The organism is Phaeodactylibacter xiamenensis (assembly GCF_965229835.1).
In the GTDB taxonomy this organism is placed as follows: domain Bacteria; phylum Bacteroidota; class Bacteroidia; order Chitinophagales; family Saprospiraceae; genus Phaeodactylibacter; species Phaeodactylibacter xiamenensis.
On record NZ_OZ245931.1, the window covers coordinates 6,244,429 to 6,265,370 of the forward strand.

Annotated in this window: 20 protein-coding genes; 10 read left to right on the forward strand and 10 right to left on the reverse strand. The window is 52.4% G+C overall.

Going from position 1 to position 20,942, the window contains the following annotated elements; translation table 11 throughout:
• Positions 1-8 precede the first annotated feature (8 nt).
• A complete protein-coding gene (locus tag ACO08I_RS23885) occupies positions 9-707 on the reverse strand; it encodes a MotA/TolQ/ExbB proton channel family protein (protein WP_044145311.1) in 699 nt (232 codons plus the stop codon).
• Positions 708-972: 265 nt separating this feature from the next.
• On the opposite strand from ACO08I_RS23885, the gene ACO08I_RS23890 reads away from it, so the two are divergent.
• Genes ACO08I_RS23890 through ACO08I_RS23905 form a run of 4 tightly spaced genes read left to right on the forward strand, consistent with a single transcriptional unit; the run spans position 973 to position 5,230 of the window.
• On the forward strand, positions 973-3,366 hold the full coding sequence (locus ACO08I_RS23890) for a 3-hydroxyacyl-CoA dehydrogenase/enoyl-CoA hydratase family protein (protein WP_282778103.1): 2,394 nt from the start codon (positions 973-975) through the stop codon (positions 3,364-3,366).
• A 40-nt stretch (positions 3,367-3,406) separates the two neighbouring features.
• On the forward strand, positions 3,407-3,625 hold the full coding sequence (locus ACO08I_RS23895; protein ID WP_282778104.1) for a hypothetical protein: 219 nt from the start codon (positions 3,407-3,409) through the stop codon (positions 3,623-3,625).
• Between the two features lie 2 nt (positions 3,626-3,627).
• Positions 3,628-4,044 carry a putative toxin-antitoxin system toxin component, PIN family gene (locus tag ACO08I_RS23900; RefSeq protein ID WP_282778106.1) on the forward strand — a complete coding sequence of 139 codons (417 nt, stop codon included), beginning with the start codon at positions 3,628-3,630 and terminating at the stop codon, positions 4,042-4,044.
• 13 nt (positions 4,045-4,057) lie between these two features.
• Positions 4,058-5,230, forward strand: a complete 1,173-nt coding sequence (locus tag ACO08I_RS23905; protein ID WP_044215644.1) for a thiolase family protein — start codon at positions 4,058-4,060, stop codon at positions 5,228-5,230.
• Between the two features lie 63 nt (positions 5,231-5,293).
• On the opposite strand, the gene ACO08I_RS23910 is transcribed toward ACO08I_RS23905, so the two are convergent.
• Both ACO08I_RS23910 and ACO08I_RS23915 read right to left on the reverse strand, forming a co-directional pair.
• Complete coding sequence (locus tag ACO08I_RS23910; protein ID WP_421947332.1) at positions 5,294-5,764, reverse strand: hypothetical protein; 471 nt, start codon at positions 5,762-5,764, stop codon at positions 5,294-5,296.
• A gap of 118 nt (positions 5,765-5,882) precedes the next feature.
• Entirely contained in the window at positions 5,883-6,581 is a 699-nt protein-coding gene (locus ACO08I_RS23915) for a lysoplasmalogenase (protein WP_282778109.1), read from the reverse strand.
• Positions 6,582-6,699: 118 nt separating this feature from the next.
• Here ACO08I_RS23915 and ACO08I_RS23920 point away from each other — a divergent pair, with 118 nt between their 5' ends.
• Positions 6,700-8,223, forward strand: a complete 1,524-nt coding sequence (locus ACO08I_RS23920) for a PKD domain-containing protein (RefSeq protein ID WP_421947333.1) — start codon at positions 6,700-6,702, stop codon at positions 8,221-8,223.
• A 70-nt stretch (positions 8,224-8,293) separates the two neighbouring features.
• On the opposite strand, the gene dinB is transcribed toward ACO08I_RS23920, so the two are convergent.
• The gene (gene dinB / locus ACO08I_RS23925) at positions 8,294-9,433 is read right to left on the reverse strand and encodes a DNA polymerase IV (protein WP_421947334.1); all 1,140 of its coding nucleotides are present in this window, start codon (positions 9,431-9,433) and stop codon (positions 8,294-8,296) included.
• Positions 9,434-9,673: 240 nt separating this feature from the next.
• Between dinB and ACO08I_RS23930 the strand changes: the two genes are divergently transcribed.
• A complete protein-coding gene (locus ACO08I_RS23930) occupies positions 9,674-10,324 on the forward strand; it encodes an HAD family hydrolase (protein ID WP_282778115.1) in 651 nt (216 codons plus the stop codon).
• Positions 10,325-10,388: 64 nt separating this feature from the next.
• Positions 10,389-11,429 (forward strand): class II fructose-bisphosphatase, encoded by a 1,041-nt coding sequence (glpX, locus tag ACO08I_RS23935; RefSeq protein WP_282778117.1) that lies wholly within the window; start codon positions 10,389-10,391, stop codon positions 11,427-11,429.
• Between the two features lie 5 nt (positions 11,430-11,434).
• Here glpX and mce read toward each other — a convergent pair whose 3' ends face one another.
• The 3 genes from mce to cysQ are packed head-to-tail and all read right to left on the reverse strand — an operon-like array spanning position 11,435 to position 13,997.
• Complete coding sequence (mce, locus tag ACO08I_RS23940; protein WP_282778118.1) at positions 11,435-11,839, reverse strand: methylmalonyl-CoA epimerase; 405 nt, start codon at positions 11,837-11,839, stop codon at positions 11,435-11,437.
• Positions 11,840-11,898: 59 nt separating this feature from the next.
• The gene (locus ACO08I_RS23945) at positions 11,899-13,164 is read right to left on the reverse strand and encodes an O-antigen ligase family protein (RefSeq protein WP_282778120.1); all 1,266 of its coding nucleotides are present in this window, start codon (positions 13,162-13,164) and stop codon (positions 11,899-11,901) included.
• 53 nt (positions 13,165-13,217) lie between these two features.
• Complete coding sequence (cysQ, locus tag ACO08I_RS23950) at positions 13,218-13,997, reverse strand: 3'(2'),5'-bisphosphate nucleotidase CysQ (RefSeq protein ID WP_044215639.1); 780 nt, start codon at positions 13,995-13,997, stop codon at positions 13,218-13,220.
• A 176-nt stretch (positions 13,998-14,173) separates the two neighbouring features.
• On the opposite strand from cysQ, the gene galE reads away from it, so the two are divergent.
• Positions 14,174-15,217 (forward strand): UDP-glucose 4-epimerase GalE, encoded by a 1,044-nt coding sequence (gene galE / locus ACO08I_RS23955; protein WP_421947335.1) that lies wholly within the window; start codon positions 14,174-14,176, stop codon positions 15,215-15,217.
• Positions 15,214-15,834, forward strand: coding sequence for a DUF1684 domain-containing protein (locus tag ACO08I_RS23960; protein ID WP_421947336.1), 621 nt, complete (start codon positions 15,214-15,216; stop codon positions 15,832-15,834). Before galE ends, ACO08I_RS23960 begins: the two co-directional genes overlap by 4 nt.
• Here ACO08I_RS23960 and ACO08I_RS23965 read toward each other — a convergent pair.
• The 3 genes from ACO08I_RS23965 to ACO08I_RS23975 form a co-directional block, all read right to left on the reverse strand.
• Complete coding sequence (locus ACO08I_RS23965) at positions 15,822-16,997, reverse strand: hypothetical protein (RefSeq protein WP_282778127.1); 1,176 nt, start codon at positions 16,995-16,997, stop codon at positions 15,822-15,824. The two genes, ACO08I_RS23960 and ACO08I_RS23965, sit on opposite strands and share 13 nt — an antisense overlap.
• A gap of 180 nt (positions 16,998-17,177) precedes the next feature.
• The gene (locus tag ACO08I_RS23970; RefSeq protein WP_421947337.1) at positions 17,178-18,923 is read right to left on the reverse strand and encodes a SulP family inorganic anion transporter; all 1,746 of its coding nucleotides are present in this window, start codon (positions 18,921-18,923) and stop codon (positions 17,178-17,180) included.
• 19 nt (positions 18,924-18,942) lie between these two features.
• Positions 18,943-19,584, reverse strand: coding sequence for a rhodanese-like domain-containing protein (locus ACO08I_RS23975; protein ID WP_421947338.1), 642 nt, complete (start codon positions 19,582-19,584; stop codon positions 18,943-18,945).
• A 256-nt stretch (positions 19,585-19,840) separates the two neighbouring features.
• On the opposite strand from ACO08I_RS23975, the gene corA reads away from it, so the two are divergent.
• A complete protein-coding gene (corA, locus tag ACO08I_RS23980; RefSeq protein WP_282778146.1) occupies positions 19,841-20,938 on the forward strand; it encodes a magnesium/cobalt transporter CorA in 1,098 nt (365 codons plus the stop codon).
• The last annotated feature ends 4 nt before the right edge of the window (positions 20,939-20,942 follow it).

The window sequence follows — 20,942 nt, forward strand, 5'->3', positions numbered from 1 at the left end:
ACTTTAATTTAGGCGGAAGGCTCCTGCAGCAGGTCCATAAACTCTACTGTGGTGCGCTCCATTTTAAAGACGACTTTCTCTACACTGGCCACCAGAAGGTTGTAACCAACGAAAGCCAGAATACCAATGAACAGCCCGAAAGCCGTGGTGATCAGGGCCTGATAGATACCGCCCGCCAGTACATCCGGCGTTACGTTCTGCTCGGTTGCCATTTTGTAGAAGGCCAGGATCATACCCGTCACCGTACCAAAGAAGCCGATCATAGGCGCGGCACCGGCAATACTGGCCAGGGTGGAAAGGTTCTTCTCCAGCTTGAAAATCTCAAGGTTGCCTACATTCTCAATAGCGGCGTCGATATCGCGAAGCGGCTTACCGATGCGCTGCAGGCCTTTTTCCACCATACGGGCCACGGGAGAGTCTGTTGTCTGGCACAGTGCCTTCGCACCATTGATATTGCCCGACTGTACGTTAGCCCGGATGTTATTCATGAAGTTCTCATCGATCTTACCGGCCCGCTTGATGGTGAGGTAGCGCTCGACAAAAATGTAGATGGCCATCACCGAAAGTACCAACAGCACAAGTACGATGATAATTCCGAGTGGGCCACCCTGAGTGATAATGTCAAAGAAACTCTGAGTACCAACCCCTTCACCTTCCCGGTCGAGGCCCTCAGCAGTTTGAAACAACAATAGCGTGTGTTGCAGCATGATGTCTGATATGGTTTTTAGTTTTGATGGGTGCGTCTGTCCCCGGCAAGGAGTACAGCGGACATTTTTTGTAATGTAAAGCTCAACGCTTTCCAAGTACGCCAAATTATCAAACAAATGGAAATTATTAGAATGTAGGCGCCTCAGATGTGATTATTTTGCCTTTCTAGCGAAAATTCGCTAATATTGGAGCACTAAAACGTATCCGGGTTGTTGTCTCAAAACAATCCCTTAAAAAATATCAAATCAAACCAATCATCACTCAATGAGCAGAAGAATCACTAAAGTAGCCGTACTGGGTTCCGGTGTTATGGGCTCTGGCATTGCCTGCCATTTTGCCAATATCGGCCTGGAGGTATTGATGCTGGATATCGTGCCCCGCGACTTGCCGGAAGATCAGCAGAAAGACCCGGCTGCCCGAAACAGTATCGTCAACGCCGCCCTGAAGAGCGCCATTAAGAGCAAACCTGCCGCGCTGTACCACAAGGATTTCGCCAGCCGGATCACGACCGGCAATTTCGAGGACGATTTCGCTAAGATCAAAGATTGCGACTGGGTCATTGAGGTGGTCGTAGAGCGCCTGGATATTAAGAAAAAGGTATTCGATCAGGTGGAGCAACACCGCAAGCCGGGCTCCCTCATCACGTCCAATACCTCGGGCATTCCCATACACATGATGCTGGAAGGGCGCAGCGACGACTTCAAAAAGCACTTCTGCGGCACCCACTTCTTCAACCCGCCCCGCTACATGCGCCTGCTGGAAATCATCCCCACCCCGGAAACGGACCCCGAAGTGGTGGATTTCTTTATGCACTACGGTGATGTCTATCTGGGCAAGCAGACCGTCCTCTGCAAAGACACGCCTGCCTTCATCGCCAACCGTGTGGGGGTATACGCTATGGCAAAGATTTACCAACTCACCACTGAGCTGGGGCTGCGTATTGAAGAAGTCGATAAACTCACCGGTCCGACCATTGGCCGCCCCAAAACCGGCACCTTCCGCCTGGGCGACCTTGTGGGCCACGATACAGCGGCCAACGTCATCAACGGCCTGAAGCAAAACTGCCCCGATGATGAACAAGCCGCTACTTTCGAAATCCCAAAATACCTGCAGTTCCTGCTGGACAATAAATTCCTTGGCAACAAAACCGGGCAGGGCTTCTACAAAAGAACCAAGGAAAAGGATGAGAATGGCCGCCGCGTCATCCTCGCCCTCAACCTGGAAACCCTCGAATACGAGCCCAGCCAAAAGCCGGACCTGCCCAGCCTGAAAATGGCTAAGCAGATTGATGATCAGGAAAAGCGCATCGCTGCTATGTTTGACGCTGACGATAAGGGCGGAGAACTGGTGCGCAAATCTCTCCTTGGCCTTTTTGCCTACGTTTCCAACCGCATCCCGGAGATTTCAGATAACCTCTACAGCATCGATGATGCCATGAAAGCCGGCTATGCCTGGAACGTTGGCCCATTCGAATACTGGGACATCATTGGCATTGAGAAAGGTATCCAACTGGCGGAAGAGCAGGGAGAAAAAATTGCGCCCTGGGTGAAGGACATGGTCGCTGCCGGCCATACGCAGTTCTACAAGCGTGAAGGTGGCGTTAAGAAATACTATGACCTCGAATCCAAGGGGTACAAAGTCGTGCCGGGCGCTGAGGAATTTATCATCCTCGACAACTACCGCGACCGCGCACCGGTGATGAAAAACAACGAAGTCGTCCTGCACGACATCGGCGACGGCGTTCTTTGCCTGGAATTCGTCAGCCCCCACAACTCCATAGGGGAGGGCGTACTCCGCGGCATGAACGAAGCCATCCAAATTGCCGAAGAAGGTGACTGGAAAGGCCTGGTCATTGGCAACAACGCCCAGCATTTCTCCGTAGGCGCCAACCTGATGATGATCGCCATGCTGGCCTATCAGCAGGAGTTCGACGAACTAAACATGGCCGTCAACCTCTTCCAGCAAACGACGATGCGCTGCCGGTACTCCTCCGTGCCTGTAGTAGCTGCCACACAGGGCTATGTCTTTGGCGGAGGTTGCGAAACCATCATGCACTGCGATGCCACCCTGGCTGCCGCAGAATCCTACATCGGCCTGGTAGAAGTGGGCGTAGGCCTCATCCCCGGTGGCGGTGGCACTAAGGAATTTGCCCTGCGTGCTTCCGACCGCTTCTTTGAAGGGGATGTGCAAATCCCGACCCTCATCGAGCAGTTCAAGACCATCGCGCTGGCCAATGTGGCGACTTCTGCCCACCAAGCCTACGATTATGGCTACCTGCTGCCGGAGAAAGACCACATCGTACTCAATACCGACCGCAACATCGCTCAGGCAAAAGCGAAAGTACTGGAACTTGCGGAAGGCTACACCAAGCCTATACAGCGCGAGGACATCACAGTACTGGGCCGTACAGGCCTCGCCGCCCTCTACGCTGCCGCCAACGAGTTGCGCCTGGGGCACTACGCCTCCGAGCATGACATCAAGATTGCCCACAAGGTAGCCTGGGTGCTTTGCGGTGGCGACCTCACCGGGCAGCAGCAAGTGTCAGAGCAGTACCTCCTTGATATTGAGCGGGAAGCCTTCCTGAGCCTCTGCGGTGAGCAGAAGACCCTGGAGCGCATTCAGCACATGCTGCAGACGAATAAGCCGCTGAGGAACTAGGGGCTTTCAAATCCAGTTTTATCATAAAATCAAGTCTGTTATGGAAATCGAAAGTAGTCAGAAATTCACCTCACTTCAATTGGAGCTATTAAAGCTATACTCCTTTGAGCCATCAGAAGCGGAGTTGAAGGAAGTACGCCATATGCTAGCAACCTTTTTCATGGAACGTTTTCAAAGTAAACTGGATGAGGCTGCAGCAGAACGTGGAATTTCTGATGAAACGCTGGATGAATGGCTGAATGAAGATAACCAGCAGTAATCATGCTAAGAGTTGTACTTGATACAAATGTATTCTTGGTCGGGCTTTTGCCAAAGCACAAGTACGGCTGGGTTATGAGAGAGCTTATTAATAGTTCCTATGAGCTTTGCGTAAGCACAGACATTATGATGGAGTACAATGAAAAAATGCAAGAGAAATATGGTGTTCCATTTACTAAAGTCTTGCTTGATGATCTCACCAATTTCAAAAATGTTATCAGGATCAGCCCCTTTTATCAATGGAGATTAATTGTAAAGGATCCTGACGATAACAAGTTTGTAGATTGCGCAATTGCTGGTCATGCTGATTTCATCGTTTCTCACGACAACGATTTCAATATTCTTGATCAAATCAAATTTCCTAAAGTCAAAGTAATCCGGTTAGAGGCTTTTAAAAGCCTGCTCAATCTGGATTCATAAAATAGAAATTATCATGGATGCATATATCGTAAAAGCCTACCGCTCCGCCGTAGGCAAAGCCAAAAAGGGTGGCTTCAAAAACTACCGCTCGGATGATCTGGCGGTGGATATCATTACCCATCTTTTGGAACAAACTCCGGAACTTGACCCTAAGCTGGTCGATGACGTCATCGTTGGCTGCGCAAACCCAGAGGGTGAGCAGGGGTTACAGATCGGACGGCAGATTTCCATGCGCGCCCTGGGCAAGGAAGTCCCCGGCGTGACCGTCAACCGCTACTGTGCTTCCGGCCTGGAGACCATCTCCATTGCGGTTGCCAAAATCCGCGCAGGCATGGGCGAAATTTACGTTGCCGGCGGTACCGAAAGCATGAGCTCCATACCAATGACGGGCTACAAGCTCGCACCCAGCTACAAGGTCGCTTCCTCCACGCCCAACTACCTGGCGAGTATGGGCCTGACGGCCGAGGCCGTAGCCAATAAGTATAACATCAGCCGGGATCAATCCGATGAATTTGCCTACCGCTCACACGTAAAGGCGGCTGAGGCCATCGACGGCGGGAAATTCAATGATGAAATTGTGCCGGTAAAAGTGGAAGATGTATTCGTAAAAGACGGCAAACGGGTGAGCAGTGAGCACACCGTAGGCATGGATGAAGGCGTACGCCGTTCCACCACGGTCGAAGCGCTTGGCAAGTTACGCCCGGTCTTTGCGCAGGGCGGCGTGGTGACTGCGGGCAACGCTTCCCAAACTTCTGATGGTGCGGCTTTCACCCTGGTGATGAGCGAAGAAATGGTCAAAAAGCTCAACCTCGAGCCGATTGCCCGCCTGGTTTCCTGCTCCGTAGCTGGTGTAGATCCGTTGTACATGGGCATTGGCCCCTGCGCCGCTATCCCCAAAGCGCTGAAATACGCCGGGCTGAAGCTCAACGATATTGACCTGATCGAGCTCAACGAAGCCTTTGCCGCCCAGGCCCTGGCCGTCATTCAGGAAGCCGGTCTCAACCCCGATATCGTGAATGTAAACGGAGGGGCCATTGCACTCGGCCACCCGCTGGGCTGTACCGGTGCGAAACTTTCCACCCAGCTCTTCAACGAGATGCGCCGCCGTGGCAATAAATACGGTATGGTGACCGCCTGTGTGGGTGGCGGGCAAGGTATCGCCGGCATCTACGAATTATTGAATTAAGAGGATCACAACTCAATTGGAATAGCAAAGCCCTCGTTTTACTTGCTGTAGAGCGGGGGCTTCCTATACCCTGGAAGAATCGCCCGATTTCTTCCGCTCCAGTTTGATTTGCCCCAGCTTCCGTTCTACCGAAAACGGGGTAGGCGTAATCTCCTGCCAGAAACCATTGAGCGAAGACTCCCAGATGCTCCGCTTGAATTCAAACTGGTATTTACGGACATACTTGCCACCCTCCAGTATCTCAGGGGTGAGGTTATCGATGCTGTACTCCCTGTCGGTCACTTCCCGCATATAAATGGAGCGATCCTGGTACATCTTGCCAACGAGCTCTTGTGTCACCACGCTATCCTTAGTAACGTGGATGTAAGACATCCCTTTGATGTAGCCTTTTTCAAGGGTAAGGTAGAGTTCGACCGGCAGCGTTTCCCCGGTGCTTTTATCAATAATGGAACCTGTCCAGAGCCCTTCCAGTCCATTTTGGGCAGAGAGCGCACCCGCTGTGAGCAGCAGGCAGATTAAGATTTTGAATTTCATAGCTTGGTGTTCAGATCAATCAATTGGTTAAATATCGGTATAAATGTGCAGAGGTGCAAATGGCACGGTGAAGCCCTCTACAGGGTACCAAAAGCTATGTATATATCATTCAAAGCTGCTAACCTGCCTGCTTTTCCGCGCGGATCGCCGCCGCATTCCGCGCAATGAAATACTGCCCCGTGAGGTACGTACTCATGATCAGCACCCGCGCATAAGGCACCGGCTGCCCGAATTTATTAGCTGCAATCAGGCTGTCGGAAAGTACAAAGAGCAGCACCCCGGCCATCAGCCCCAGAAAGTGCTCCCGGCTCAGCCGTCCCCGCAGATTGAACGCGCCCATTGCCATGGTGACAATCGCAGTGGCATATACTGCAACCGGTACTTTCATGCCCGCAGGTATACCTGCCCAGAGCATGCCTAATATCCCCACGAGGTAGAACAGAAATGGCAGGGTAAGCCAGGGCTTCTGCCGTATGTCCCCGGATTTTGCACCCGGATAAGTCCAGAAAGCGACTGCATAACCTACCTGTGCGACGAGAAAGCTGCCCAGCCCAAACAGGAAAAACTGCTCAGCCCGGGGCCCGTACTCCACAAACATCAGCAGGGTATCCCCACCTATGGAAAAGATCAGCCCGGCCAGTACCAACCCACTGAATCGACTGCCTATTGGCCGGCATTCCAGGTAAAACCAAAGCGACAAAACCGTCAGCAAAAGCGGTTTCACAGCCAAAATAACCGGTTCGGTAAGCGTATACTCCCCGTAGAGTTCTGTCAGTGCAAGGGTCCAATAGAGGGGGATCAGGTAGCGTGGCATCATCGGCAAATTGAATTTGAAGGTAATTAAATGTAATTTTGGGACTTCCGTTCGTTTCGATCCTGTATTGCATCGGTACCAACGCTCCAAAATATTGGAACAAATTACCAAAAACTGAACTATGAAACTCAAGAGCTCCATCCTCCTCCTTTTCTTTGGCCTCCTTTCTATTGGTGCTACGGCGCAGATAACCCTCACTGCCGATGATATACCCGACTTTGGTGAAGTTTACGCCAATGCCGTGGATACCCTCTTGACAAGCGTTGATGTAGGCCCGGCCAGCGCTGATGCTCAAACCTGGTCGTTCCTCAATTTTGATGCCGATGAAGTATTCACCAATACAGTCGTCATGCCTTCCGAAACACCGGCTGCTGATCTTTTTCCCACAGCCACTTTCGCCTTTGAAGGCAGCAATGAGCTGTACAGCTTTGCCGAGGTCACCTCTGATGCCTTATTTGCCGCAGGAGGGTCAGCACCCGGCCCGGACGGCACTATTTTTACGGTAGCTTTCGAAAATCAACAGCAATTGCTTCCCCTGCCTGCTACTTACGGAGCGGTATTCGAAGATGAATTCAGCTATCGGCTGGAAATTGATGGAGGAACTTTTGGCGCTGACTCCGTCCGCCTGATTGGCGGGGGCACCGTGGAAGCTGAGGTGGATGCCTTTGGTGAAATTACGGTTCCTGCGGGTACCTTTGAAGTACTGAGACAACGTAGTGTCATTACTACAGCCGACTCTATTTACGTGAAAATCTTCGGCAGTTTTATCCTGATCGATGTAATTGAAAACACGACTGTCTCCTACGAATGGTGGGGTGCTGATGGGGTAGGCACCGTATGCAGCGTCGACTTTGACGTGGATGGCAACCCCATCTCTGCCACTTACCTTGCCGCTATTAATCCAAGTGACCAACCCCCGGTCGCTGATTTTTCTGCGGAGCTGCTCAGCGATGGGCAGGTACAGTTTACCGATGCTTCCACCAATATGCCCCTCAGCTGGTCCTGGGACTTTGGCGATGGCAACGCGGGTACGGAACAAAACCCACTGCATACCTACAGCGCCCCCGGCACCTATACCGTTTGCCTGACTGCCACTAATCTGGGAGGCAGTGATATTAGTTGCCAGGAAGTTGTGGTCATACTGCCACCCACCGCTAGTTTTACTTTTGAAGACCAGGGAGAAGGTACGCTTGTGTTCACCGATGCTTCCGCCAATAACCCCACTGAGTGGTTCTGGGATTTTAGTGATGGCAATAGCAGCACCCTGCAAAACCCAACCCACACCTACACGGCAAATAACACCTACAACGTCTGCCTGACCGCCATGAACAGTGCAGGCAGCGATATAAGCTGTACCGAGATATCCGTAGTGGTAGTCAGCGCCGACGGCTTTGCAACCGTAGCTTTCGCCAATGCCTTTCCGTCCCCGGCAGCAGACTGGCTCCGGATTGACTTCGGAGCATGGCAGGGCCGGCCTGTTACCCTGAATGCCTTCGGAGTAAACGGCCAGCAAATTTTCAGCCGTGATCTGAAACAAACTCCGGCTTCGTTTGAAGTGGATGTGACGGAGTGGGCAGCGGGCACGTATTACCTTCGCATACAGGGTGAGGGACAGGTGCAGACGTTACCGGTGACGGTGCGGTAGGGCATTGGTGCTGCGAAGCGGTGGCGATGGGCAACTACGCTTGCCATTCTCCCCGTCTCAATAGAGACCACTAGCGCACTCCCCTTTCCACCGCCCCCTTCCCAAACCGCTCCCGTATTCCATCCATCGCCGCCTGCAGGCGCTGCTCCTCCGCTGAGGCGTCAAAAAGGCTTAGTTGTGGGTGGCCGGGCACGAGTTTGCTGAATCGCACCCCCAACAGGCGGACCAGTTGACGACGCTCATACAGTTGTTCCAGCAATTTCTGCGCATGATGCAGCAGCGTGCTGTCGGAAGCTGTATAAGACAGGCGGTGCTGCCGGGTGAAGGTATTGAAATCGGTATACCGCAGCTTCACGGTGATGCAGGCGGTCAGCCGCCCGGACTGCCGGAGCTCGAAAGCCAGCTGAGCTACCATCTGATTGAGGGTGGTGCGGAGGAATTCAACATTCGTAGTATCGGTCTGAAAAGTACGCTCCGTGGAGATGGACTGCCGTTCGGTATAAGGCACGACGGGCCGGTGGTCAATACCGTGCGCCTTTTCCCATAATTGCTTGCCGGGCTTGCCAAATTCGCGCTGTAGTAACAACGGCGGCACCTGACTAAGCGCCTGCACCGTGCGTATGCCCATTTGGCTCAGCCGGTGGCAGGTCACCTGCCCCACCGCCGGCAAGCGGCGCACGGGCAGTGGCGCCAAAAACTGCTGCTCCCGTCCCGATTCCACCAGCTGTGCGCCGTTAGGTTTGCTTTCCCCCGCGCCGACCTTCGAAACCAGCTTGTTGACCGATAGGCCAATGGACAAAGGCAGACCGCTTTCGCGAATCACCTTTTGCCGCAGCTCCTGCGACCATTTCCAACAGCCAAAGTAGCGGTCCATACCGCTAATATCCAGGTAGAACTCATCAATGGAAGCCTTCTCCAGCACGGGCGCATCCTCTGCCAGTATCTCTGTGACCAGCCTGGAATGCTTCAGGTAGTTTTCCATATCGCCCCGCAGTACAGTTGCATCCGGACAGCGCAGCAGTGCATGGCGTATAGGCATGCCGGATCGGATACCAAAGCGCCGCGCTTCATAACTACAGCTTGCGACCACGCCCCGGCCGCTGCTGCCGCCAATGATTAGGGGTTTACCCTGCAGGTCGCTGTTGTGCAGCTGCTCTACGGACGCAAAAAAGGCATCGAGGTCCAGGTGCAGGATGGCTCGTTCAAACATTTTGTTTTGTTTTCGGACCATGCAAGGGGCTGCCAGCAGTATAAAGCTGGCAAACCCGATTTGCATAGCGTTTCATAGTACGTGGAGGGCGCTCAAAGATAAATGATATTGTTTTTTAAAACAAATAATTTTGTTTAATAACTGAACGGCGAAAAGATGACAGACGGGCCGGAATATTGAAAAGCAGCCAACGGGGCACACCAATAATTCCTGTATTTTAGCCCATCAAAACACCACTGCATGGCTTTTTTAGACACCATTGACCTCATCGTTTTTGACCTGGATGGCACGCTCGTGGACTCCCGCTTCGATTTGGCGGATGCCGTGAACCACGCTATGCAGCAATTGGGGCGCCCAACTCTGTCCTATGAAGACTTGCCGCCTTTATTGGGAAGCGGCTTGTCCTATTTGCTGAAAGAATCGGCAGGCACAGACGATCCCGACACCCTGCGCACCGCAAAAGCGCACTTCGATGAGTACTACGCTGAGCATTTTGTGACCAAAACCAAGCCCTACCCCGGCGTTATGGACACCCTGCGGGCACTGAAGCCCAAAAAGACCGCCATTTACAGCAACAAACTACAGCACTTTACCGGGCGAATTGCGGAAGCCCTGGATATGGCTCCGCTCATGGACATCGTGCAGGGCGCTAATCCGGATGCCTATCCACTCAAACCTCATCCGGCAGGTCTCCACCGCATCATGGAGCAACTACAGGTGCCGGCCGGCCGGGCACTTATGGTGGGCGACTCCACCCATGACATAGAAGCCGCAAAGGCCGCCGGTATGCCTACCTGCGCAGTCACTTACGGCTACCGTTCCCGAAAAGAGCTTGAAACGGAGGCCCCGGATTATTTTATAGACCGATTTCCGGAATTACTGGCGCTGTAGTGATATTCCGCACAGTAGCGTTCGCCTGACTTCCCTATCTTTATCCTCAATAAAAGCGTAACCTATGTCTGAACAAATGATACCGCGTGCCGACCGCAACCTGGCTATGGAGCTGGTCCGTGCCACTGAAGCCGCCGCCATTGCTGCTGCCCGATACATGGGCATGGGCAAGAAAGATGCGGGCGATCAGGCGGCCGTAGATGCTATGCGCACTTTCCTGAAAACCGTAGAGATGAGGGGGACGGTCATCATAGGTGAAGGCGAAAAAGATCAAGCCCCCATGTTGTTTAATGGAGAGCAAGTGGGGAATGGCGAAGGGCCGGAAGTCGATGTCGCCGTTGATCCGGTGGAAGGCACGACTTTACTGGCGGAAGGGCGGCCGAATTCCATTACCTCCATAGCCGTAGCGGATAAAGGCAGCATGTGGGACCCGGGTAATAGTTTTTACATGAACAAAATTGTGGTGGAGGCAGAAGCCAAAAACGCCATCGACATTACCAAGTCGCCCTCTTCAAACCTTTACAATATAGCTGAAGCCCTGGGCCGTAATGTGGAAGACCTTACCGTTTTCGTGCTCGACAAACCCCGGCACATGTCCCTCATTGAGGAAATCCGGCAGACCGGCGCGCGCATTACGCTTCACGCAGAAGGCGATGTTATCGGTGCGCTGATGGCAGCAGTACCTGGCACCGGTGTTGACGTACTCATGGGCGTGGGAGGCACTCCGGAAGGGGTGATCGCCGCTGCCGCTGTAAAAGCACTGGGCGGTGGGATGCAGTGCATGCGGGCACCACAGCGGGTGGAGGAGAAGCGGCAGCTTAAGCAGGATGGGGTGCAGTTAAAAGAAGTGCTTACCCTCGATACCCTCATCCGGTCCAATAATACCTTCTTTGCAGCCACCGGCATTACTCCATCTTCTTTTCTGGACGGCGTACACTTCGACCGGCGTGGCGGCGTTACTACTGAGAGTATTGTCCTGCGCTCCCTTACCGGCTCCATACGCTACATCAAAGGAGTGCACCGCCTTAATCGTACCCACGATATAGGGGGCAACATAGGGACCACTCCCGCCCATGTCGCTATGGAAATTATTGCACCGGATTAAAGGCGCTACTCCTTAATTTCCTGGCAAAGTTCCAGCAGCACGCCATTCGCGCTTTTAGGATGGACAAAGCAGACGAGCTTGTTGTCCGCACCACGCTTGGGCTCCTCGTTGAGCAGTCGAAATCCTTCTGCTTTCAGTCGTTCCATTTCGGCGTAGATGTCTTCCACTTCAAAGGCAACGTGATGAATCCCTTCGCCCCGCTTTTCCACGTACTTGGCAATGGCACTCTCCGGAGCTGTGGCTTCCAGTAGCTCTATCTTGGACTCTCCAATTTTGAAAAAGGCAGTTTTGACATGCTCGGATTCGACTTCTTCTACTTTGTATAGTGGGCGGCCCAGGATTTTTTCAAAGAGCTCATTGCTCTCTTCCAGGTTTTTAACCGCAATTCCGAGGTGCTCGAGGCGGATCATATCTTTTGTTTTTTGTTTGCAGGATGCAATATACTTTGCCGGGCTAAGAATACAAATAATCAGCGTGGGCTTTGCGTATCAATATACCGGATGCCCATAAGGGCAAACAGCAGGTAAAGCGTCAGGCCAAACTGCGTTTCCAGGGTATGCTCTACCATAAAGGAAGGGAGCACAACAATATGAAAGGCCGTCCAGAAGATATCCCGGTAACCGTGCCCGTACAGCAGAGGATAAAAGGTGGCCAGCAAAAAATAAACCAGCCCTAGCACTCCGGTTGCCCCAAGTACAAAAATATATTGATTGTGAGGGAGTAACTGCCGGCCGGCCAGGCCCGGAGCGTTCTTTTCATAGTAAGTTTCTGCCGCTTCACGGATATCGCCCAGCCCTACCCCAATCCATGGATGAGCCCTGGCCATAGACAGCCCGGCATTTATAGAGCCAAGGCGCTGAGAGTCAGATAATTCTTTGATTTCTCCGCCGTGAATCAGCAAATGGATGGTATAACGGGTATAATTCACCTTGTTTTGCAGCGTCGGGACATATTGAAAAGCAGCGTAGGCCAGGCCTGCTGCGGTCACCAATACACTGGCTCCAAGCCAAAACTGCCTCTGTATTACAATAAGCCGTACGAGGGCAAATACAGCCAGCAGGTAGAGTGCCAGCAGGCCGCTTCTTACAGCCAACAGGTGCAGAAAGGCAATCATAAATAAACTGCCACCAGTCAACAGGTAGCGCTCTGCCGGATGCCACCACCAAAAACGACGGGCGGACAGGTAAAAACCTCCCGCTACAGCCAGAGCTACAGTCAGGCTAAACCGGATATGCCGCATGGGCGTTGGCATCACCTGTCCTTTTTTGTAGAGAGCTGTGATAGCAGCATAGTCGGTCAGGTAATTGTACACAACTGCCAGACAGGCCGCCAGGGTAAGCAGGAAAAACAGGTACAGCAAGCTATAATAAGACCTGCGCTCCAGCCGCGGAATTGATAAAATAGCAAAGGGCAGCAGCAGCAAAGGCAAAGAAGTGCGCAGCCTGCGGAACAAGTAAGCCGTATTTTCAGAATAAAGCCCGGACAGCGCATACACCAGAAAAATACCGGTAATCCCCAGTAGGGCCGGGTGCCGGATGAATTGTTTCCACAATTGCGGAAGCTGCCGGTTGAGTACCGCATTGCAAACCAGCGCAATAAAGGCAATGCTGATCAGTGCCTCTGCCGAAGTCATCATACCCACCATCATTGCAATGAGACAGGCCATGCCCAGCCACTGATGGTGGACCGGCTGAGGGAACGGACCTTGCTTTAGTGCCTTGAAATCAATGGGCATGAACCTTTATTTGTCTCTATAGACAGTCTTGGGTTTTCCAGGGGTTGGGTCGCTTACTGCTGTAATCCACCGTAGGCAATAAAGTACGGATTGAGCAGATTCTCCTTATTGTAGCGCAGGGGCTGCTTCGTTTCTTCATCGATGACCGAACCACCAGCTTGCTCCAGTACGGCCTGTGCCGCAGCCGTATCCCATTCCATCGTTGGCCCCAGGCGCGGATAGACGTGCGCCTCCCCTTTGGCAATAATCAGAAACTTCAGAGAACTGCCTGTGGGGACCAGGGACGGATTCTTCAGCTTATCTACAAAGGCCTGGGTGTCGTCATTGAGATGAGACCGGGAGCAGACTACATTCAACCCCTCATCAGCCAGTTTGAAGGCTGGCACTTCGAGCCTGGTCGTTTTCCCGTTCGCTTCCAGAAAGGCACCAACGCCCTCTGCTCCCCAGTAGGTTTCGTCAAAGCAAGGCACATAAACCACGCCCATTACCGGTTTGCCCGCATGAATGAGCGCGATGTTAACGGTGAATTCCCCATTGCGCTTGATAAACTCCTTGGTCCCGTCCAGAGGGTCCACCAGCCAGTGGTAATCATAATTTTTGCGGGTCTCATAGGGTACCGCCTTGTTTTCTTCCGAAATAATGGGGTACTGCACAGACAGCTTTTCCAACGCCCGGCAGATGACTTCATTGGCCGCCTGATCTGCCAGTGTCAAAGGGGATTCGTCCGCTTTCAGCTCTACGCCAAGGTCTTTTTTACTGTAAATGGCCATGATGGCCGCCCCGGCATGACGGGCGATTTGTACAACTTCCTGTGCAAGTTCTTTTTTATCCATTGTTATTTTCGCTTACCTTTGGATGGCAAGGACAACACTAAGCCAACCCTGCCTGATTATTCCTGAACGGGGCACCGCCCATCCTTCAGGGCACAAAGGTAGGTCGAAAACCGGCAGCCACCAAAGGGCTTCCATTCTTTGTCATTGAATTATCCACCTGTTAAACCACTTGCCCCATGCACAAAATCTTAGTGACCGGCGGTTGCGGCTATATCGGCAGCCATACCATTGTTGACCTTATTGATAATGGGTTTGATGTCATTTCAGCAGACAACCTCAGCAACTCCAGTGAAGAAGTCCTTGACGGGATCGAAACCATCACCGGGCGCCGCGTAAAAAACTACGCTATCGATCTCTGTGACCTTGAAGCCACAGAAGCGATGTTCAGGGAGCACAGTGACCTTGTCGGGGTCATCCACTTCGCCGCCCTGAAGCACGTAGGAGAGTCGGTGGATCAGCCTATCCGCTACTTCCGCAACAACCTCAACAGCCTCATCAATGTCCTCGACTGTATGGTGCGTTACGAGGTGCCCAATATCATCTTCTCTTCTTCCTGCTCGGTTTACGGCAACGCTTCCGAGCTGCCGGTAACCGAAAATACGCCTTTGGAAGAGGCTGAGTCCCCCTATGCCCGTACCAAGCAAATGGGGGAGCAGATCATTCAGGACTTTTCCCACCGCCACCCCAGGCACAATAACATCCTCCTGCGCTACTTCAATCCGGCGGGTGCGCACGAAAGTGCTAAAATGGGGGAGTCTCCTACCACACCTGCTTCCAACCTCGTACCCGTTATTACCGAAGCAGCCATCGGCAAGCGTAAGGAACTTGTGGTTTTCGGCGACGATTACGACACGCGGGACGGCAGCTGCATTCGCGACTATATCCATGTAATGGACCTGGCAAATGCCCACACCAAAGCCCTGCAGTATGTAATCGCCGGCAAACAGGAAGGCTCGGTTGAAATTTTCAACCTCGGTATCGGTGAGGGCGTAACGGTACTTGAAGCGTTGAATTCCTTCATGGCAGTGACGGGCGAAGACCTGCCCTACCGCGTAGGCCCCCGCCGCCCGGGCGATGTGGTAGCTATTTATGCCAATTACAAAAAAGCCGCTGACCAACTGGGCTGGCAGCCTCAGCGGGACGTCAATGACATCATGCGTACGGCTTGGGCCTGGGAAAAAGTCCGTAGCAACGCGGTCAAAGAAGAGCCTAAAGTATGATAACAATAAGAAACCTGCTTGCTGTATTCGCCTGTCTGTTCCTTCTGCCACTGAGCACCTGGGGGCAGGCGGATGCAGCTTTTGCCAAAAGTATCCGGAAACACCGGAAGCACTACAAAAGGGAGTTCCTGGAAGATCAGCGCGCACCCCTCGATCGGAAGGGCGTGAAAAAATTACGCTTCTACCCGCCGGATACCGCTTTTAAGGTCACCGCAGCATTTGAGCGGGCTACCGATGCGGAACCTTTTGAAATGCCGACCTACAGCGGCGCCACCCAACCCTATGTAAAGTATGGTACTGCGACCTTCCGGCTCAAAGACACCACTTTGCAACTGTCGGTTTACCAAAGCCTTCGCCTCATACGTATGCCGCAGTACCGCGATCATTTGTTCATTCCTTTCAAGGACGCCACAAATGGCGAGCAGACCTACGGGGGCGGCCGTTACATGGACATTAGTACAACCGATATTCAGGATGGCAAGCTCACTATCGACTTCAATAAGGCTTACAATCCCTGGTGCGCTTACAGCGATGGGTACAACTGCCCGATACCGCCCCTGGAAAATCACCTGAACGCTCCCGTAAAGGCCGGAGAGCTGGAATATCAAAAGCGGTAACCGGCCATAAGGCTGAGGCTGCTAACGTAGAAAAAGGGCGCATTGGGCGAGAATAAGCCAATATCATCCAGCTCATAGCACAGGCTTACTTCCACCTTTTCACCGCTTACGCTAAATCCTCCGAAGAGCCCAATCTGTGTGGGCTGCAGTACACGTTCTGTGAGGTTGAGCCGTACCGGGCTGCCAATTTGCCTGGAAATGCTGAAGCCGGCGAAGATGCTACCGAATACCGTGGCAATACCACTGTTGCGTACGCCTAAATTCAGTTGCAGGTAATCCACATCCGCTTCAAAGTTATCGAAGTCATCGGTAGTTCGGAATGGGGCATAAAGCGCTTCAATCAGGAAGCCCGACCGCCCGTCGCCGCGGAAGGGTAGGATGAGCAGGCTGCCACCAATTCTGGGCGTGAAGCCTCCAGTGTTTACATCCCGGAAAATGCGGTCGCGGGTACTGATACGGGTGAAGGCACTGCCGGCAAGCACTCCCGGGCGGAGGGTCATTTTTTTATATTCCAGCTCATAATCGAGCCGTTTGCGGCCTCCGCATTCGTTATATTGCACAAACAGGCGTTTGACTGCCTCATCACCAAAATTGATGTTGTCAATTTTCGTCCGCGCAGGCCGGCAGTCAGACATCGCTGTGCGGAGCTGCTCTTTCCACCGGTCGTGTTTCATCCGGATACGGCGTCCGCTCCCGACCCGGTTATAGCTGTGCTCCACGAGTTGGGTATAGACCTCATCTTTCTCCAAAAAATAGTACGGCCGGCCACCCGGTGTTTCGTGGTAATAAAAGCCAAGTGTGCCTTCCACCACCGCCTGCAGGAGCAGAGTGTCCTGCACGTACAGCAAGGTGTCGCCCACCGGCATGGTATCGGGGAGGTAAAGCCTTTGGACAGACCGGCTCAGGTAGCGGCGCTCCAGCTTATCTTCCATAAGTATGACCTTGTTGATGTCAGCCGTGTTGAGAAACTGAGGCTCGGGGTCAGAGCTGCTGCGGTAGAGCAGGCGTTTGGTACCTTTTTTCCAGTCTGGCTTTTCAATTTCGCCGGTAAGGCGTTCTCCGTTTTTGAGCCATACCTTAGCAGGGTAATAGGTTGTTAACTGAGCAGATACTGTGCCTGACAGCACAGCCAACAGCGCGAAAAGGAGTAGTGGTCTGGCCATATTTCTTTTTAGGTAAATGTAAGACTATGTTTGGAGCTTACTCCTATTGCAAACCAAGGACTTATGAACCTGGCGTCATCTTTTTTAGCTTATTTGACCCGCCAAACGCGCTAAAAAAGATTTAGCCAGAACCACAATTCCTTGATTTTCATGACGAACCCGCTCCAAACATAGTCTAAGTTATTTCCGCTTTTTCTTTTTAGGCTCATTGGTTTGCAACGCATCTGGTGTCCAACTGCTATCCGCAGCGTCAGCAGCGGTGTGGTAATACTCCACTGCATCATGGATTTGGATGAACTGATTGCGCTCGCCAATCACCTGCATGAGCCCGTGCCGGGAGAGCGCATCTCTTGCCGGGCCAACCACACCTGAGATGAAAAAGCGAATATTCCGGCCCTGCAGGATCTCGATGACTTCACCCAGCGCTTCTGCTCCCGTGGTATCAATATCATGAATGCTCGAAGCGTCAAGGATGAAAAGCTGAAGCGCTCTCCCTTCCCGGGCAACGAGCCGCTCAATCTCATCCCTAAAATAATCGGCATTGCCAAAATACAGCTGCGCATCAAACCGCACAATGAGTACCTCTTCGTGCTGCCGCGCATTGGAAAACCGGCTGATGCTGCGGTAACGGCGGGAATTGGGCAACTGCCCGAGCACCGCGATGTGGGGCCGGGAATTACGGTAAACCATAATGGCCAGCGAAAGCAGCACGCCCATCAGCACCCCATTCTGAATACCCAGCAGGAGCGTGGCAACAAAAGTGGTCAGCATGGTCCAGAAATCCCTCCGGTCAGCCGACCAAAGGTGACGGGCTTCCTTATAGTCTACCAGGTTGATCACCGCCGAAATGATAATCGCTGCTAATACCGCCTTGGGCAAATAATAAAACCACTCAGTAAAAAACAGAAGCGTCAGAACGATAATCAGGGCGCTAATGAGCGATGAAATCCCCGTTTTTGCCCCAGACTCCACATGAATAGCTGAGCGGGAAAAACTCCCCGATGTTGGAAAAGCCTGGAAAAAAGCACCTCCAATTTTAGTAATGCCCAGTGCAATCAGCTCCTGATTGGGATCAATGCGTGGGCTGCTCTGCTGCCTGCCCATGGTTTTGGCAATAGCTACCGATTCGATAAAACTGATGATGCAAATGGTCACTGCAATGGGCCAGATACTCAGGATGCGGTCTGCCGATAAATCAGGCCAGGCAAAAGGAGGCAGCCCCTCCGGCACTTTGCCAATGACTGCAACGCCCTGCTGATCGAGGTTAAAGCCAACCACCGCCAGGGTGCCGAAAAGCACAACAATCAGGGCAGTGGGAATGGCTTTGCTGATGCGCTTTAGCCCCTGAATGATGATGATGCTTACCACGCTAATACCGAGCGTAATCCAGTGCAGCTGGCCAATGTGCTCAATCGCATCTCCGGCCAGCACAAAAATATTATTACTACGCTGTAGCGGAATGCCCAAAAGGTGCTTCAACTGGCTAAAGGCAATGATAAAGGCAGCTGCAGAGGCAAAGCCTGCAATAACCGGATGAGATAGAAAATTGACCAGCACACCCAGCCGAAAGACACCCAACAAAAACTGCATTATGCCCGCCAAAAGCGCTATGGAGACGGCTATGCTGACCATTTCTGTTGTACTCAGGTCTTCCCCCAGGCTGAAAATACCAGCCGCAACCAGCATGGAAACAATAGCCGCCGGCCCGACGGATAACTCACGGGAAGTACCAAAAACAGCATAGAGGACCAGCGAGAATAAACTCGCATACAGCCCGTAAATTGGGGGTAGTCCGGCCAACAGCCCATAGGCCATGCCCTGAGGCACGAGCATAATGGCTACGGTGAGCCCGGATTGAACATCCCCTTTCAGATAGCTGCGTTTGTACCTGGGCAGCCAGTCCAGGATAGGTATAAACTGCTTCAAAATAGAGTCTGTGTATAATTTATTCTGACGGCACACCTGCTTCAAAGACCTCGTCAATCATACCGTGTAAATTGACTACTGTCGCACTACCCCTGGCTTTGAGCATGGAGGCGGCAATAGTGGAACGGTAGCCACTGCGGCAGTGCAGGTGATAGGCTTTGGCCGGGTCTGCTTCCTGAATGCGGTCGCGCAAAACTTCCAGTGGGAGTAGTTGCGCTCCGGAAATATGGCTTTCCCTGAATTCATCAGGACGACGTACGTCCAGCACATGAGCTACTTTCCCGCCTTTGAAGTCGGCAGCAAACCGGGCTACATCAAGCGTCGGGACTTCATCAACCGGTTTGCCTGCAGCTTGCCAGGCTTCAAAACCGCCTTCCAGGTAGCCTTCTATATTGTTAAAACCGGCTTCCCGGAGCAATTGCGAAGCATCCGCTACCTGCGTTTCCGGCACAACAAGCAGGAGCTTAACCGATGGATCAGGCAGTACGTGCTTTGCCCAGTAAGTGAAGTTGCCTTCCAGCCCGATGAATACGGAACCGGGAATAAAGCCGGCACTAAACAAGCTTTTCTCCCGCCCATCTAACACGAGCGTGCCTGCAAGGTTGGCAGTGGTTTCAAATTGTTCGACAGACAAAGCAGGGGGCCTGTTCGTTGCACTCATTTTCTGTGTTTTTTTTGATCAGTAATGGTCTAGTGCCTCAAGCCATAAATCCTTGACACCCCAAGTTTCGTTTTTTTCCGCCTACTCTTCGTTGAAGGTTCGCGACTTTAGCTCGGGCTAAAGTCGCGAACCTTCGCCTTGATTAGTCGAAAAATAACTTCAACTTAAGTATCAGAGATCTATGACTTGAGGCACTAGGCTGGTGATTATTGGGCTGGTGGATTGTATTTTTAAAGAATTCAATTATTTTACCACCATGAGTTTACCCAAAATTAGTACAAAGGCAGCGCTTAAGCTAAAGCCCCGGAAAAAAAAGCGGCAAAATACCGGGCTGGCACCCGGTAGCCTGATCTTCACAGGGCAGAAAAAACTGGAAGAGGCGCAGGTCACCCTGGTGGAATACAGCATGGAAGGCGAAGCCCGCGAACAAAAGGCAGAGGGGCGAATCCCGGTGTCAGAGGAACCAGCAATGGTCAAATGGTACGATGTACGCGGATTGCACGATGTGGCCCTCATCGAACAGCTGGGCAAGCAATTTGGGGTGCACCCACTGGCTCTGGAAGATATTCTGGATACTCAGCAACGCCCCAAATTTGAAGATTACGAAAACGGGCTCTTTCTCATCCTCAAGGCACTGGCTTACGACGAAGAGCAGCAACGTATCCAAACGGAGCAAGTCGCGATTTTCGCAGGCGATGGCTTCGTGCTGTCCTTTCAGGAAAACGAGACAGACCTCTTCCCCGGCGTCCGGGAGCGTATCCACTCCGGCCGGGCCAAAATCAGAAAGCGTAAAGCGGATTACCTGGCTTATGCGCTGGCTGACAATATCGTGGACCAGTATTATTTGCTGCTGGACCGCATCGACCTCATCCTCGATAACCTTGAGGAAGAAATTCTTGCAAACGCCAACCGGGACAGCAAAGGGAAGATTCACAACCTCCGCCTGCAAACCATAACCCTCCGGAAGGCTATCGCCCCGTTGCGTGACGCCATCGGTGCTTTTTCCCGGGTCGATAGCCCGCTCATGTCGGAAGGGACAGACGTCTTTGTCCGTGACCTTTATGATCACGTCGTGCAGGTTATGGAGAGCATCGATACGATACGGGATATGATGAATGGCTTGTATGACCTTTACCTTAGCGAGATCAGCTTCAAAATGAACAGTATCATGCAGGTGCTGACCATCATCTCAACAATTTTCATTCCACTGACTTTCCTGGCAGGCATTTACGGGATGAACTTCGAGCACATGCCGGAACTGAACTGGGAATATGGCTATTACTACCTCTGGGGCCTGATGCTAATGATCAGTGGTGCTCTAATTTATTATTTCCGGCGGCGCAACTGGCTCTGACTGG

Bases quoted from the DNA above. Each gene is read 5' to 3' on its own strand.
- ACO08I_RS23920 (WP_421947333.1), top strand. From the start codon at position 6,700: ATGAAACTCAAGAGCTCCATCCTCCTCCTTTTCTTTGGCCTCCTTTCT.
- ACO08I_RS23910 (WP_421947332.1), bottom strand. From the start codon at position 5,764: ATGAAATTCAAAATCTTAATCTGCCTGCTGCTCACAGCGGGTGCGCTC.
- ACO08I_RS23960 (WP_421947336.1), top strand. From the start codon at position 15,214: ATGATAACAATAAGAAACCTGCTTGCTGTATTCGCCTGTCTGTTCCTT.
- ACO08I_RS23915 (WP_282778109.1), bottom strand. From the start codon at position 6,581: ATGATGCCACGCTACCTGATCCCCCTCTATTGGACCCTTGCACTGACA.
- ACO08I_RS23885 (WP_044145311.1), bottom strand. From the start codon at position 707: ATGCTGCAACACACGCTATTGTTGTTTCAAACTGCTGAGGGCCTCGAC.
- ACO08I_RS23975 (WP_421947338.1), bottom strand. From the start codon at position 19,584: ATGAGTGCAACGAACAGGCCCCCTGCTTTGTCTGTCGAACAATTTGAA.
- ACO08I_RS23890 (WP_282778103.1), top strand. From the start codon at position 973: ATGAGCAGAAGAATCACTAAAGTAGCCGTACTGGGTTCCGGTGTTATG.
- galE (WP_421947335.1), top strand. From the start codon at position 14,174: ATGCACAAAATCTTAGTGACCGGCGGTTGCGGCTATATCGGCAGCCAT.
- glpX (WP_282778117.1), top strand. From the start codon at position 10,389: ATGTCTGAACAAATGATACCGCGTGCCGACCGCAACCTGGCTATGGAG.
- ACO08I_RS23965 (WP_282778127.1), bottom strand. From the start codon at position 16,997: ATGGCCAGACCACTACTCCTTTTCGCGCTGTTGGCTGTGCTGTCAGGC.
- ACO08I_RS23945 (WP_282778120.1), bottom strand. From the start codon at position 13,164: ATGCCCATTGATTTCAAGGCACTAAAGCAAGGTCCGTTCCCTCAGCCG.
- corA (WP_282778146.1), top strand. From the start codon at position 19,841: ATGAGTTTACCCAAAATTAGTACAAAGGCAGCGCTTAAGCTAAAGCCC.
- dinB (WP_421947334.1), bottom strand. From the start codon at position 9,433: ATGTTTGAACGAGCCATCCTGCACCTGGACCTCGATGCCTTTTTTGCG.
- cysQ (WP_044215639.1), bottom strand. From the start codon at position 13,997: ATGGATAAAAAAGAACTTGCACAGGAAGTTGTACAAATCGCCCGTCAT.
- ACO08I_RS23905 (WP_044215644.1), top strand. From the start codon at position 4,058: ATGGATGCATATATCGTAAAAGCCTACCGCTCCGCCGTAGGCAAAGCC.
- ACO08I_RS23930 (WP_282778115.1), top strand. From the start codon at position 9,674: ATGGCTTTTTTAGACACCATTGACCTCATCGTTTTTGACCTGGATGGC.
- mce (WP_282778118.1), bottom strand. From the start codon at position 11,839: ATGATCCGCCTCGAGCACCTCGGAATTGCGGTTAAAAACCTGGAAGAG.
- ACO08I_RS23900 (WP_282778106.1), top strand. From the start codon at position 3,628: ATGCTAAGAGTTGTACTTGATACAAATGTATTCTTGGTCGGGCTTTTG.
- ACO08I_RS23895 (WP_282778104.1), top strand. From the start codon at position 3,407: ATGGAAATCGAAAGTAGTCAGAAATTCACCTCACTTCAATTGGAGCTA.